Annotated in this window: 13 protein-coding genes; 9 read left to right on the plus strand and 4 right to left on the minus strand. The window is 71.2% G+C overall.

The window, feature by feature from the left end:
• Window positions 1–89: 89 nt before the first annotated feature.
• The 4 genes from D7Y15_RS17980 (at window position 90) to D7Y15_RS17995 (ending at window position 2883) form a co-directional block, all read left to right on the plus strand.
• Window positions 90–893 (plus strand): prolipoprotein diacylglyceryl transferase, encoded by an 804-nt coding sequence (locus tag D7Y15_RS17980; protein WP_120576348.1) that lies wholly within the window; start codon window positions 90–92, stop codon window positions 891–893.
• Window positions 894–936: 43 nt separating this feature from the next.
• Window positions 937–1509 (plus strand): class I SAM-dependent methyltransferase, encoded by a 573-nt coding sequence (locus tag D7Y15_RS17985; protein ID WP_120576347.1) that lies wholly within the window; start codon window positions 937–939, stop codon window positions 1507–1509.
• Between the two features lie 81 nt (window positions 1510–1590).
• Window positions 1591–1809: a hypothetical protein gene (locus tag D7Y15_RS17990; protein WP_120576346.1), complete on the plus strand. Its 219-nt coding sequence runs from the start codon at window positions 1591–1593 to the stop codon at window positions 1807–1809.
• 240 nt (window positions 1810–2049) lie between these two features.
• Window positions 2050–2883, plus strand: coding sequence for an alpha/beta fold hydrolase (locus tag D7Y15_RS17995; RefSeq protein WP_233604997.1), 834 nt, complete (start codon window positions 2050–2052; stop codon window positions 2881–2883).
• A gap of 13 nt (window positions 2884–2896) precedes the next feature.
• Here D7Y15_RS17995 and D7Y15_RS18000 read toward each other — a convergent pair whose 3' ends face one another.
• Window positions 2897–3787, minus strand: a complete 891-nt coding sequence (locus tag D7Y15_RS18000; RefSeq protein ID WP_121753358.1) for a DMT family transporter — start codon at window positions 3785–3787, stop codon at window positions 2897–2899.
• 78 nt (window positions 3788–3865) lie between these two features.
• On the minus strand, window positions 3866–4147 hold the full coding sequence (locus D7Y15_RS18005) for a rhodanese-like domain-containing protein (protein ID WP_014400616.1): 282 nt from the start codon (window positions 4145–4147) through the stop codon (window positions 3866–3868).
• 87 nt (window positions 4148–4234) lie between these two features.
• Here D7Y15_RS18005 and D7Y15_RS18010 point away from each other — a divergent pair, with 87 nt between their 5' ends.
• Entirely contained in the window at window positions 4235–4750 is a 516-nt protein-coding gene (locus D7Y15_RS18010) for a GreA/GreB family elongation factor (RefSeq protein WP_120595009.1), read from the plus strand.
• 29 nt (window positions 4751–4779) lie between these two features.
• Here the strand turns inward: D7Y15_RS18010 and D7Y15_RS18015 are convergent, their stop codons facing one another.
• Window positions 4780–6534, minus strand: coding sequence for a HAMP domain-containing sensor histidine kinase (locus tag D7Y15_RS18015; RefSeq protein WP_121753359.1), 1755 nt, complete (start codon window positions 6532–6534; stop codon window positions 4780–4782).
• A gap of 206 nt (window positions 6535–6740) precedes the next feature.
• On the opposite strand from D7Y15_RS18015, the gene D7Y15_RS18020 reads away from it, so the two are divergent.
• The 3 genes from D7Y15_RS18020 to D7Y15_RS18030 all read left to right on the plus strand — a co-directional run bounded on the left by D7Y15_RS18020 (window position 6741) and on the right by D7Y15_RS18030 (window position 12374).
• Window positions 6741–9587, plus strand: a complete 2847-nt coding sequence (locus D7Y15_RS18020; RefSeq protein ID WP_121753360.1) for a PAS domain S-box protein — start codon at window positions 6741–6743, stop codon at window positions 9585–9587.
• Window positions 9588–9720: 133 nt separating this feature from the next.
• Window positions 9721–11241, plus strand: coding sequence for a VWA domain-containing protein (locus D7Y15_RS18025; RefSeq protein ID WP_121753361.1), 1521 nt, complete (start codon window positions 9721–9723; stop codon window positions 11239–11241).
• A 29-nt stretch (window positions 11242–11270) separates the two neighbouring features.
• Window positions 11271–12374, plus strand: coding sequence for a hypothetical protein (locus D7Y15_RS18030; protein ID WP_120576339.1), 1104 nt, complete (start codon window positions 11271–11273; stop codon window positions 12372–12374).
• A 33-nt stretch (window positions 12375–12407) separates the two neighbouring features.
• On the opposite strand, the gene D7Y15_RS18035 is transcribed toward D7Y15_RS18030, so the two are convergent.
• Window positions 12408–12746: a hypothetical protein gene (locus D7Y15_RS18035; RefSeq protein ID WP_233596824.1), complete on the minus strand. Its 339-nt coding sequence runs from the start codon at window positions 12744–12746 to the stop codon at window positions 12408–12410.
• A 358-nt stretch (window positions 12747–13104) separates the two neighbouring features.
• Between D7Y15_RS18035 and D7Y15_RS18040 the strand changes: the two genes are divergently transcribed.
• A complete protein-coding gene (locus D7Y15_RS18040; RefSeq protein WP_120576350.1) occupies window positions 13105–13854 on the plus strand; it encodes a sterol desaturase family protein in 750 nt (249 codons plus the stop codon).
• The last annotated feature ends 31 nt before the right edge of the window (window positions 13855–13885 follow it).

Below are 13885 nucleotides of genomic sequence, written 5' to 3' on the forward strand. Positions count from 1 at the left end.
GGTGGAGGGAAGCCCGGGATGCGCCGATTGTTCGGCTTCCATCCGCCCGGAGTACGTCCGCGCGGATCCCTGGCCTTTCTGGAGCCCCCTTGATTCCCTATTGGCACGCCCCCTCGTTCAAGCTGGGGCCCCTGGAACTGAACCCCTTCAACGTCTTCGTGGCGGCGGGCATCCTCCTGGCTGCCCGGCTGCTGACGAAGCAGGCGGAGCGCGAGGGGCTGGACCCGAACCCGCTGGCGGACTTCGCGATGTGGGGGGTGGCGGCCGGCATGCTCTTCGGCCACTGGGTGCACCTGTTCTTCTACCACCCGGAGGAGATGTCCAAGAGCCCGTTCCAGATCTTCCGGTTCTGGGATGGCCTGTCGTCCTTCGGCGGCCTGTTGGGCGGCATCCTGGCGGCGGTGGTGTTCTTCCGGGTGAAGAAGCTGCGCTTCAACGACTACGCGGACAGCTTCGCGCTGGGCGTGGCGCCGGGCTGGGCGGTGGCGCGGCTGGGGTGCTTCGCGGTGCACGACCACCCGGGCAAGCTGACGGACTTCTTCCTGGCGGTGCAGTTCCCCAACGGCAACCGGCACGACCTGGGCTTCTACGACGCCATCGTGCTCTTCGCGATCACCGGCCTGCTGTACGCGCTGCGCGACATGCCGAAGATGAAGGGGCGGCTGTTGCCGCTGCTGGCGCTCCTGTACGCGGCGTCCCGCTTCAGCCTGGACTTCCTGCGGGCCACGGACCTGTCGTACGTGGACGCACGCTACTTCGGCCTGACGCCGGCGCAGTACGGCAGCCTGCTGCTGGTGGCGTACGGACTGTGGGGCCTGTTGCGCAAGCAGGCGCCGAGCGCATCCTCGCAGAAGCCGCCCGCGCCGCAGGGCCGGGTGGAGACAGCGCGGTAGCGCGTCCACGTTTCGCATCGTCTCGCAGCAGGGGGGGTACCGCGTGAAGGCACTGGCGTACGACGCGTTGATGGCGCCGCTGGGCTGGGTGGGCTTGAACGCCGCCCGGCGGCAGCTGGTGGAAGGGCTGTCCGGCAAGGTGCTGGAGGTGGGCGCGGGCACGGGACTGGCGCTGCCGGGCTACCCGGACTCGGTGACGTCGGTGACCGCGGTGGACGTGGACCTGGGCGCGCTGGTGCGCGCGCGGGCACGGCGCAGCGGCGTGGCGCTGCTCCAGGCGGATGCGCAGGCGCTGCCGTTCACGGACGGCTCGTTCGACGCGGTGGTGTCCAGCCTGGTGTTCTGCTGCGTGGACGCGCCGGGCACGGCGCTCTCGGAGGTGATGCGGGTGCTCAAGCCGGGCGGCGAGCTGCGCCTGCTGGAGCACGTGCGGGCGCCGAATCTGGCCGTGGCCACCGCGCAGGACCTGCTGACGCCCGCGTGGCGCAAGCTGACCGGCGGCTGCCGCCTCAACCGCGACACCTTCCGCCTGGTGGAGACCACGGGCTTCCACATCCTCCGGCGCGAGCAGCGCCTGGGCGGTGTGGGCGAGTTCATCTTCGCACGGCGGCCCTGAGCAGGGTTTGACGCGGCTGGAACCGCCAGCCCAGACTTTCATGGAAACCTATCCAGCGCCCCGTGGGCGAGGAGTGTCTCCATGAAGTGGATGGCATGGGTGTCGTGCGTGGTCGTGGCCCTGGGCGTGCTGGTTCCCGTGGTGGCCTGGGCCACGGGGTGGGAACCGGGCCCTTGCGATGTGGAGATCGTCTGCGGTGACGGCAGCACGCTCGCCTGTCATGGAGAGGTCGCCTGCATCTATCGCGGCGGAGTCAACGGCTTCGTGGACTGCGACGGCTTCCGGGGCGACTGTCCGTAGCTCGGGACAAGGGGCTCTTGCGACCCTCCCTGGCAGGTCACTTCCGACCTGCCAGGATGGATTCACACAAGGGATGTCAGAGGTCACTTTAGGATGGCGTGAATCCTCGCGGCGGACCTACCCGCCGCGTCCCATCCCGTGAGGCCCTGACGCATGTTGCGCGCCCTTCGCCCCCTCCTCGCAGTGCTGCTGTTCGCTGGCTGTGGACCCGATGTCGCGTCGGATTCCGCACCCGACCTCGTGAGTGCTCCGGCCGCCCTGGAGGACTCCAGCCGCCATTCGCGTGAGGGTTCCGTGCGGCTGTCCACCGGCGTCACGCTCCGCTACGTGGAGCAGGGCCGCCAGGACGGGCCCGTCGTCGTCCTGCTGCACGGCTATACGGACTCGCATCACACCTGGGACCTGGACCTGCCGCGCTTCTCGCGCGACCTCCACATCTACGCGCTGGACCAGCGCGGTCATGGCGACTCGTCCCGCCCGGCGTGTTGCTACACGCAGCAGGCCTTCGCGAAGGACGTGGTGGCGTTCCTGGACGCGAAGCGCGTGTCGCGCGCCGTGCTCGTGGGCCACTCCATGGGCAGCTTCATCGCGCAGCAGGTGGCGCTGGACTTCCCCAACCGCGTGAAGGGGCTGGTGCTCGTGGGCTCCGCGCCCACCGTGGCGGGCAATGAAGTGGCCCTGGGCCTCAAGGAGATCGTGGACACGCTGACCGACCCCGTGGATCCCGCCTTCATCCATGAGTTCCAGGCCAGCACCTTCTACGCGCCCATTCCGGCGTCGTACCTGAACACGCTCGTCTCGGAGAGCTCCAAGCTGCCCGCGCGCGTGTGGCAGGACGCGCTGGATGGGCTCATCGCGGAGGACCACTCCTCGCGCCTGGACCGCATCCGCGTGCCCACGCTGATCATCGGCGGGGACCACGACGGCTTCTTCTCCGTGGCGGAGCAGCGCGCCCTGGCCCGCGCCATCCGCGGCGCCAAGTACCTGCTCTACCCGGAGACCGGCCACGCGCCGCACGCCGAGCGCCCGCAGCGCTTCGTGAACGACGTGCAGCAGTTCCTCGAGTGCCTGTAGCCGCTCGCGCGACTCAGGCTCCGGCCGTCCCGGGTTCCGCCGGGCGGCTGGAGTCGCTCCGGGCCAGCACCACCACCGCCACCAGGATGAGCAGGCCTCCCAGGCCCTGCCGCACGGACAGGCGCTCGCCCAGGAAGATGGCGCCCAGCACCACCGCCATCACCGGCTCCAGCGTGGACAGGAGCGACGTGTTCACCGGGCCAATGCGCTTGAGGCCCGCGAAGAACGTCAGCATGGCCACCACCGTGGACAGCAGCGCCAGTCCCGCCACCGCGGCCCAGCCTCCCGGCGTCTGGGGAAAGGACGGGCCCTTCACCAGCATCAGCGCCCCGAAGGCAGCCCCCGCCGACAGCGGGACGACGGTGCTCGCCGCGAGCGGCCCCGCCGGCCCCGCGATCCGCGCGCTGGACAAGACGTAGAGCGCGTAGATGACCGCCGACAGCACGCCCAGCCCGATGCCCAACGGCTTCGCGTCCGGGCCGGGGTCCACCGTGAGCGCCGTCCCGCACAGGGCCAGCCCCACCGCCAACCAGCGGCGGCGGCTCAGGTGCTCGCGTCCCAGGGCCACCTGGATGAGGGCCACCAGCGCGGGGAAGAGGTAGAGCAGCAGCGCCACCAGCCCGGCGGACGCGTGCTGGAGCGCGATGAAGTAGACGCTGCCTTCCGTGAAGTAGCCCACCGCGCCCAGCGCCACCAGGCCCCACAGGAGGCGGCCCCGGGGCCACCTTCCGCCCTTCGCGACCATCACGCCCGCGAGCACCAGGCCCGCCAGCGTGAAGCGCAGGAAGAGCAGCGTGGGCATGTCCGTGCCCGCCGCGTAGGCCAGGCGCGCGAACAGGCCCAACGCGCCAAAGGAGGCGCCGGACAGGGCGACGAGGAGGAAGCCGACGGTGCGGGTCTGCATGGCGCTTTGAGCGCGCACGCTGACTGAAGACCCGGCCTGCTGTCACGCGGGCCGGGGACTTGGGCCTACCCGTTCGGCCTACCAGTTCTTCACGGAGCCCAGGTCGAACACGTCCGGGAAGCCACCCTTGCGCAGGAGCTCCGCGGCCACCGCGCTGCGGCCTCCCGCCGCGCAGTACACCACCACGGGCGTGCCCACCGGGCCGACCTCGGAGAGGCGCTGGGCCAGCACCTGCACGGGGATGTTGCGGGCGGCGTCCGGGTGTCCCTGCTGGAACTCCTCCGGGGTGCGCACATCCAGCAGCACCGCGCCCTGGGCGACGAGTTCGTGGGCCTTCTGAGAACGTTCCTGAGGCGTCATGCGCCCCATTCAACCAAAGCCCGGGGCCCCGTCGGGCTGAAAACTGGAGGCCGCCGCACCGGGCGCTACAGTCCTGTATCGATACCCATGCGACTCGACAAGCTCACCCTGCTCCAGCAACTGTCCGAGCGACTCCAACAGAGCGACCGGCTGGCCCACCGCGCGGAGGCCGATGCCCGCGAGGCCGCCCGCAGCCTCGCCACGGAGTCCGAGAAGAAGGAGGACGGCCGCGCCGCCATCGAGTACGGCAGCCTCGCCACCGGCCAGGCCCAGCGCGCCCGCCGCCTCCAAGAAGAGCTCCAGGCCCTCACCGCCTTCGGCCAGAAGGAGCTGCCCCGCTTCTCGCGCCAGGGGCCCGTGGGCCTGGGCGCCCTGGTGGACTGCAGCACCGAGGACGAGGACGGCTTCGCCGAGCGCACCTTCTTCGTGCTCCCCGCTGGCGCGGGCACCGAGCTCACCGGCCCTGGCGGCGACGGCTTCCTCTCCGTCATCACGCCCAGCTCCCCCGTGGGCCGCGCGCTCCTGGGCAAGAAGGCTGGCGACACCGTGGAGGTGACGCTCGCGGGCGAGGTGCGCGAGTGGACGGTGCTGGAGGTCGCCTGAGCTGAAAGTGACGCGGGCCTACCCGGCGCCTACCCGCCTTGGGTGGGCCCCGGCGCCGCGTGCGCGACGAGCCACTCCTCCGGGATGTCGCCCCGGGGCAGCTCCAGGAGGAACGTGGCCCCCTCCCCCGGCGTGCTCACGGCGCTCACCTTGCCGCCGAACGCTTCGACAATCTGGCGCGTGATGTAGAGCCCCAGGCCCAGACCGCCGTAGTGCCGGTCGCTCACCGCGCGCTCGAAGCGCTCGAAGATGCGCGCCAGGTCGTCCGGCGCGATGCCGATGCCGTGGTCCTTCACGGCGAGCCGCGCCAGCGTGCCTTGCGCCTCCACGCTCACGATGACGGGCTGGCCCGCTCCGTACTTGAGCGCGTTGGACACCAGGTTCGTCACCACCTGCTCCAGGCGCAGCCGGTCCCACCGGCCCACCACCGGCACCGGCGCCTCCAGGCCCAGCTCCGTGCCGGCCTGCGCCGCCGCGGCGGAGAAGCGGTAGAGGATTTCGGCGGCCACGCTCGCCAGGTCCATTTCCTCCAGCTCCAGCCGCAGCCGGCCCGCGGTGATGCGCGACACGTCCAGCAGGTTGTCCACCAGGCCCGACAGCCGGCGCACCTGGCGCTGCACCACGTCCAGCGCGTCCGCGACGCGGTCGGTGGGCACGTCCTTGCCCTCGCGCGCCAGCACCACCACCTGCTTCTGCAGCAGCTGCACCTTGAGACTCAGCGGCGTGAGCGGCGTCTTCAGCTCGTGGCTCGCGATGCCCAGGAACTCGTCGCGCTGGCGCACCGCTTCGCGCGCCTCGCGGTACAGCCGCGCGTTCTCCAGATGGAGCGCGGTGCGGTGGGCCAGCTCCGTGAGGAAGTGCTCCTCCTCCGCGCCAAAGGACCGCAGCACGTTGGAGCGCAGCACCATCAACGCGCCCAGCACGTTGCCGCGCGCGCCCAGCGGCACGCTCAGGCAGCCGTGCGGCCCCACCTCGCGCAGGAGCCGCGCGTGCTCCGCGTCCCGCGCGATGGCCACCACGTGCTCCTCGGACAGGATGGGCAGACGCCCCACCGCCCCGGACGTGAACACCTGGGGCAGCCCGCCCGGCACGGAGGGGTCCGGCGGATAGCGCGTGAGCAGGTCTCGCAACAGCGCGTGCCTTCCTGAGTCCGCGTGCAGTGACGCCGCCACGCGCAGGACTTCATCGCCCACGGCGCCCGGCGTCCGGAGGACGAGCAGGGCCCCCTCTCCCAGCGCGGGCACCAGCAGCTTGAGCAGCGGCTCCAGCTGCGCCTCCGCGGCCACCGACGTACCCAGGAGCGCCCCGGCCTCCGCCAGCAGGCGCGACACATCCAACAGGGACTCGGGCACCGCCTCCACGGCATGCGTGCGCAGGAGCGCCGCGGCCACCTGCCCGTCCCCGCCCCGCACCGGCACCGCGTTGCAGCGCAGCACGGCGCGCGTCCCATCCGGACGGAGCACGTGCCACAAGGACGCGTCCACCGGCTCGCCCGCCAGCGCTCGCGCCAGCGGTGAGTCGCCCGGCGGCAGCGGTGTGCCGTCGTCCCGCACCCATTCGCACCCAGGCAGGCGGGCGTGCTCGATGTGGAGGGGGACCGGAATGCCGAAGTGCGCCGCGGCTTGTGAGTTGAAAACAGTCACACGGCCCGTGCATTCAACGAGCACAACGCCTTCGGCGTCCATGACGCGCGTTGACAGGGGCGAGCCATCCCCATCCGTCACGCGGGCCTCCGAGGCTGGAGTGGTGATGCCGGACATGCCAAGGCTTTCCGCACGCATCATGGTGTCATCTCCGCCTCCCGGGAAGAAAGGAAGACAGGACCCGCAGCCCACTCCATCCTCAAGGACAGGGAATGCTTCCCATCCTCACGCTCTTCCCGCGGGCCCCCTTGCCTGCATGACGGCGATCCTCAATCGTTCGACTGTCTACGTGCGCGTCGCGGATGTTCCGCCCGCACGGCCAAGTTCTTCCACCGTGAGTCCTCCGCATGCAGATGCCGTTCACCCGGCCTGACGGCACCACCCCCACCGAGCGCCGCTTCCGTCAGGTCATCGACACGCTCCAGGAGGTCGTGTTCCAGACGGACACGGCGCGCACGTGGGTCTTCCTCAATCCCGCGTGGACCGAGGTGACAGGCTTTCCCGTGGAGGAGAGCCTGGGCCGCTCCGCGCTGGACTTCGTGCACCCGGACGACCGGGAGCGCACGCTGGAGGTGTGCAAGACCCTGCTCACGCGCGAGCGCGAGTTCGTCCAGCACGAGGTGCGCTACCTCACGCGCGACGGCGGCTTCCGCTGGGTGGACGTCTTCGCGCGGGTGACGGTCGACGAGGACGGCACGCTGCTGGGCATGGCGGGCACGCTCAACGACATCACCGAGCGCAAGCGCACGAGCGACGCGCTCGCCCGGCGCGAGCGCTACCTCACCGCCCTGGTGGACATGCAGCAGCGCCTGCTGTCGGTGCCGGAGGGCGGCGACCTGTACAGCCCGGCGCTCGCACCGCTGGGACAGGCCTCCGGCGCCAGCCGCGTCTACGTCTTCGAGACGTACACCAACGCGCAGGGCACCCTCATGTGCAGTCAGCGCGCCGAGTGGTGCGCGCCCGGTGTCACGGCGGAGATCGACAACCCGATGCTCCAGGACCTGCCCATGCGGCCCATCCTGGGGCGCTGGGCGACCGTGCTGGAGCGCGGCGAGGTCGTCACCGGCCGCGTGGCCACCTTCCCCTCCGTCGAGCGGGACCTCCTGGAGCCGCAGGGCATCCTCACGCTGCTGGTGCTGCCCCTGCGCGTGCAGGGCCGGTTGGTGGGCTTCGTGGGCTTCGACAACTGCTTCGAGGCGCGCGAGTGGGACCGCCTGGAGGTGGACCTGCTGTCCGCGGCCAGCGGCGCCATCTCCGTGTCGCTGGAGCGCCGCGCGTCCGAACGGGCGCTGCGCGAGCACGAGCACCGCTTCCGCCAACTCGCGGAGAACGCGTCCGACGTGCTGTACCTGTACCGGAGGGAAGCGCCGCGCGGCTTCGCGTACGTCAGCCGCGTGGCGCACGCCAAGCTGGGCCTGGGGCCGGAGGCGCACTACACGGATCCGGAGCTGTGGTACCGGCAGGTGCACCCGGATGACCGGGCCGCGCTGGAGCGCGTGCTGGAGTCGCCCCAGTCCCTGGACGGCGGGACGGTGGAGCTGCGCTTCCTGCGCCCTGACGGCAGCCTCCTGTGGCTGGAGCACGTGGTGGCGCCGGTGACGGACACCGCGGGCCGCGTGGTGGCGGTGGAGGGCCTGGCGCGCGACATCACGGAGCGGCGGGAGGTGGAGGAGGCGCTGAAGCGCTCCGAGGCCAGCCTGCGCGCGCTGATGGAGGGCTTCCCCGACCCGGCGGCCATCGAGCGCGACGGCCACATCGTCTACGCCAACGCGGTGCTCGTCACCACGCTGGGCTTCGCGCGCGCGGAGGAGCTGGTGGGCCGCCGGCTGTCGGAGTTCCTGGCGGACGTGCCGGGCACCGGCGTGGCGTCCGTGGACAGCACGCCGCTCACCAGCGAGCGGCGCCTGGTGCTGCGCGACGGGCGCACGCGCGTGGTGGAGCTGGCCTCGCTGCCCCTGCGCTTCGACGGTCAGCCCGCGGTGGTGTCCATCGCGCGCGACGTGACGGAGCAGCGCCAGTTGAAGGCGCGGCTGACGCTGGCGGACCGGCTGGCGTCGGTGGGCACGCTCGCGGCGGGCATCGCGCACGAAATCAACAACCCGCTGGCCTTCGTGGTCTCCAACCTGGGCTTCCTGTCGGACGAGTTCCGCCACCACCTGTCCCCCGGACCCGGCGTGCGCGGCGTGCGCCCGCCGGACGTGGCGGAGTGGCAGGAGGTGCTGGGCGAGGCGTGCGAGGGCGCCGAGCGCGTGCGCCAGATTGTCCGCCAGCTGAAGACGTTCTCGCGGCCGGATGAAGAGCGCATGACTCCGGTGGACGTGCACGCGGTGCTGGACTCGGTGGTGATGATGGCCGCCAATGAAATCCGGCACCGCGCGCGGCTGCGCCGGGAGTACGGCACCGTGCCGGAGGTGATGGGCAACGAGGGCCGCCTCTGCCAGGTGTTCCTCAACCTGGTGGTGAACGCGGCGCAGGCGATTCCGGAGGGCTCCGCGCATGAACACGAGGTGGTGCTCGCCACGCGCGTGTCCGGCGGGCAGGTGGTGGTGGAGGTGCGCGACACGGGCATCGGCATCCCGCCGGAGGTAATGGGGCGCATCTTCGATCCGTTCTTCACCACCAAGCCCGTGGGCGTGGGCACCGGCCTGGGGCTGTCCATCTGCCACGGCATCATCACGGGGCTGGGCGGCGACATCCAGGTGGACTCCACCGTGGGCAAGGGCAGCACGTTCCGCGTGGTGCTGCCCGCGCCCCGGCCCGAACCGGTCGTCCGTCCGCCGGAAGCCCCGCTGCCCGCCGCGCCCGTGGTGCCGCGAGGCCGCGTGCTGGTGGTGGACGACGAGCCCGCGGTGGGCCGCGTGCTGCAGCGGCTGTTGCGCGGCCATGACGTGGAGGTGGCCACGAGCGGCCGCCAGGCGCTGGAGCGCATGTCGCAGGCGCCGGGCTTCGACGCGGTGCTGTGCGACGTGATGATGCCGGACCTCGCCGGCCGCGACGTGTACGAAGCCGTGCGGCGCGACCACCCGGGCCTGGAGCGCCGCTTCGTCTTCGTGTCCGGCGGCGCCTTCACCGCGGGCGCGCGCGATTTCCTGGAGCACATCCCCAACCCGCTCCTGGAGAAGCCCTTCGACGAGGCGCGCGTGCGAGGCGCCGTTGAGGAGCTGGTGCGCCACGGGCCGCCTGACGCGGCCTGACGCCGGGGAACGCCGACACGGGGCCCCATCGGTCATCGGGAGGAGGGTCCTCCCACTGACCGATGCGCCCGCGTGACGGGTCTGCGAGCGTGTGCTCGTCCGCTCGCACCCCTTGGGGGAAGGTCCGCCGCGCATGAACCGCACCAAACTGTTGCTGACTCTCGCTGGCCTGCTGTTCGTGGGCGCGCTCGCGCTCGACGCGCGCTCGTTCTTCGCGAAGACCTCCTCGCACCCGCCGGTCGTCGAAGAGCGGCTCCCCAACGGACACCTGCGCCGGACCCCGCTCCGCTCCCCGACCGTGGCCACCAGCCCCGTGGACCAGACCCACACCGTGATTCAGCCGGATGAGGCGCCCATCCAGGGCGTGCTGCCCGTCGTCCTGGGCCAGCCCGCGTCCGGCAAGGCCGGTCCGGTGGAGCTCACGGGCAAGCTGTCCGGCGCGTACGTGAAGACGGGCCCGGGTGAGGCCTTCGCCGTGTTCGAGCTGTCGGCGCGCATGCCGGAGAAGGTCCAGCGCGTGCCGGTGAACCTGTCGCTGGTGGTGGACCGCTCCGGCTCCATGGATGGCGCCAAGCTGACGGACGCGAAGCGCGCCGCGCAGGAGCTGGTGCGGCAGCTGCGCGACGGGGACCGGTTGGCGCTGGTGCACTACGGCTCCGACGTGAAGGTGGTGCCCAGCGTGGAGATCAACAACACCACGCGCCGCGAGCTGTTGAGCACCATCGACGCCATCCAGGTGAATGGCGGCACGCACATGAGCGGCGGACTGGTGGCGGGCGCGGAAGCGGTGCGTGCGTACGCCAGGCAGTACCGGGTGACGCGCACCATCCTGCTGAGCGACGGCGAGCCCACCGAGGGCGTGACGTCCAACGCGGGCCTCTTCTCCGAGGTGGGCAAGCTGCGCGATACGGGCATCACCGTGAGCGCGCTGGGCGTGGGCAGCGGCTTCAACGACACGCTGATGCGCGGCATGGCCGAGCGCGGCGGCGGCTTCTCCGGCTTCGTCAGCGACTCCTCGGAGCTGGCCGCCATCTTCACCCGTGAGCTGGAGCAGGCCGCCAGCACCGTCGCGCGCAACGTGAGCATGACGCTGACCCTGCCGCCCGGCGTGAGCGGCGTGGAGGTGATGGGCCTGCCGTCCACCCGCGAAGGAAACCTCGTGCGCATCCCCCTCTACGATTTGACGGGCGGCCAGTCCGCGCGCGTGGTGGTGAAGCTGACGCTGGACGCGCCGTCGAACGCGGCGGACATGAACGTGCTGGACGCCTCCGTGTCGTACGTGGACGTGGCGGCGGACCTGCCGTCGCAGGTGACGGTGGCCCTGGGCGCGAAGGTGACGAACGACGTCCAGGTGGTGCACGCGAACCTGGACCGCGATGTGCGCGTCCATGCCATCCGTGCGTTGGGTACCCAGCAGCTCCAGGCGGCCGCGGAGCAGATGCAGAGCGGCAACCGGGAGAGCGCGCTCAGCTTCCTGACCAACGCGCGTAAACTGTTCGGCGCTTCGGCGTCCGCGCTCGCAGGAGAGCTTGCGGACGTGGACAAGACCCAGGCAGCCTATGGCAGTGCCCAGAGTGACTCCGACGTCCGCCGCGAGGCGCTCGACCTCAAGAAGAAGACGATGAAGAACTTCGGGCAGAGCAACAGCTACTAGTCCCCCCGTCGTACGGAGCCCGGTGCGCCATGTCCCTCTCCATCCAACTCATCCGGCGGGAGGACTTCGAGTCGCGCTGCCTCTACGCGCTCGTGGGCGCCGGGGCCATGGCGCTGGTGGCCGGCGTGGCGCGGCAGGTGCTGCGCGTGCCGGTGGAGCCGGGCTACTTCGCGCTGATGGCGGCGGCCATCACCGCGGTGAAGCCGAAGGCGGCGGAGAACCTCCTGGTGCGCGCGGGGATGGTTCTGCTGCCCGCCGTGCCCTATGTGCTGGGGCTCGGGTCGCCCTGGACACACGCGGTGGCGGGAGCCATCGCCGCGGGGCTGCTGGCGTGGCGAGGCAACGGGCGCGACAGCCTGGGCACGCCGCTCCAGGTCGCGCTGTGCGCCGGGGCCGCGGCCGTCACCACCGCGCTGGGCCTGTACGTGCACCAGGTGCTCGACGCGCGCTTCCTCCCGGCGTGGGGCTACTTCCCGCTGATGGTGGACTACGCCGTGGTGGCGCTGTTCTGGAGCATCGGCACGCTGCCGGCGAACCTGGCCATGGACCTGGACGCGGTGGCCACCCGGGGCATGCGCCTGGAGGCCACGCTCTCCGGTGAGGTGCGCGGACTGGTGGCCCGGGCGCTCACGCTCTACCGTCAGTGCCAGGACGAGGCGCACAAGCTGGCCCGGGGCCCGGGGCTGGAGAAGCTCCAGGCCGTGCTCGGAAAGCTGGCCCGGGACGTCTTCACCCTGGCCGAGTCCCACACCGAATTGGAGACGCAGCTGTCCTCCGCGTCCCAGGGGAGCGTGGACTCGCAGGTGCAGGAGTTGAAGAAGCGCGCCCAGGACGCGCAGGACGGCGTGGCCCGGCGCCAGTTGGAGCGCGCCGCCGCGTCGCTGGGTGAGGAGCTCAACCACCTGGACGCGCTGTCGCGCAGACAGGAGCGCCTCTTCGCGCAGCTGCACGCACAGGTGGCCCTGCTGGAGCGGGCCCGCGTGTGCTTCATCGGTGCGCGCGCCGCGTCCCCCCTGGACGGCGGCGGCGACCGGGTCCAGGCGCTGGCGGAGAAGCTCTCCGCGCTGGACCTGGAGTCCTCCGGCCCGGAGGGAGCGGCGCAGCCCGCGCGGGCTCCGGCGCTCCGCTCCTGAAGACCGGGCCTTGGGGGCCTGTGGGGCCGCGCCCTACTTCGCCGACGCGCGCGTGGAGGCGCGGGTGCGCTTGCGAGCCGGTGCGGCGGCCTTCTTCGCGGCGACGCGGGGCGCGTGCAGCTCGCTGGCGATGCGCTCCTCAATCTCCTCGCGCGTGCGGCGGCTGACCTCCAGCGCGGCGTTGATGCGCTCGCGCACGATTTCGGCCTGAGCCTCCGCGGCGGCCCGGTACTCCGCGACGTCGCGGCGCAGCTCCAGGCGGCCCTCGCTGGGGGCGCCGCCCGCCGTCTTCCGGGTGGCCGTCTTCCGCCGCGCGGGGCGTTCCCCCGCCTGGGTCCCACTGCCCTGTTGTCCCTGTGCCTTGCGCGCCATCTGTCTGCCCCCTCGCGCGATCGCTCGCGCCTGTGGGCGGAAAGGTGGGGTGTGGACTTCCCGCACGGAAGTCCGCCTCCGGGTCGGATGAGGGGCGGGCAGCCAGACATTGTGCGGGCGCGGCAACAGTGGAACTTCTCAACGCCTCCAGGAAGGCGCTAAGAGAGCCCTCACCGTTCCTGGGCCAAGGGGTCTCTTGACTGATAGCTCAGGAACCACCGCATCACTCCCAAGGGCCGGGATGCGAGCAAGCCTTCGCGCCACGCGCACCCGGCAACCCGGGACTCGCGGCGGAGCGGATAGTGAGGGAATCCCCGTGGCGGTCTCTTTCCTGAACCGGAAGCACAACCTGGACCGGATGTCGCTGCGCGACCTGGTCTACTCGTTCTTCACCTACTACGCCGTCGTCGCCTACATCCTCATCGGCATCACCTGCATCGTGCTGTCGGTGAAGTGGTTCGACGCGCCGGTGCGCATGGGCGCGGCGGTGTTGCTGGCCACGGTGGCGTACCCGTTCGGCTGGTACCTCATCCACCGGTACATCCTGCACGGCCGCTTTCTCTACAAGTCCGCGGCGACGGCGGTGACCTGGAAGCGCATCCACTTCGACCACCACCAGGACCCGCACGACCTGCGCGTGCTCTTCGGCGCGCTGCACACCACGCTGCCCACCATCGCGCTGGTGCTCACGCCCATCGGCTACCTCATCGGCGGCCGGTCCGGCGCGGCGGCGGCGCTGGGCTGGGGCATGGTGACCACGTGCTTCTACGAGTTCTGCCACTGCATCCAGCACCTCAACTACGCCCCGCAGCAGAAGTGGCTGAAGGACATCAAGCGCCTGCACATGTCCCACCACTTCCACAATGAGCAGGGCAACTACGGCATCACGAACTACTTCTGGGACCGCGTGTTCGGCACGCTGTACGAGAAGGCCTCCGACAAGCCCAAGAGCGCCACCGTCTTCAACCTGGGCTACACGGCCGAAGAGGCTGTGAAGTACCCCTGGGTGGACAAGCTCTCCGGCGGCACCCGTGGCGACGGTCACCCGCGCCGCTTCCAGCAGGCCGAAGGGCTGAGCGCGCCGGAAGTCACCAGCGAACAGTCCTGAGGCTTCCTCCCCGCTTCACCCCGGACCTCCC

Source organism: Corallococcus sp. AB030 (assembly GCF_003668965.1).
GTDB classification, from domain to species: domain Bacteria; phylum Myxococcota; class Myxococcia; order Myxococcales; family Myxococcaceae; genus Corallococcus; species Corallococcus exiguus.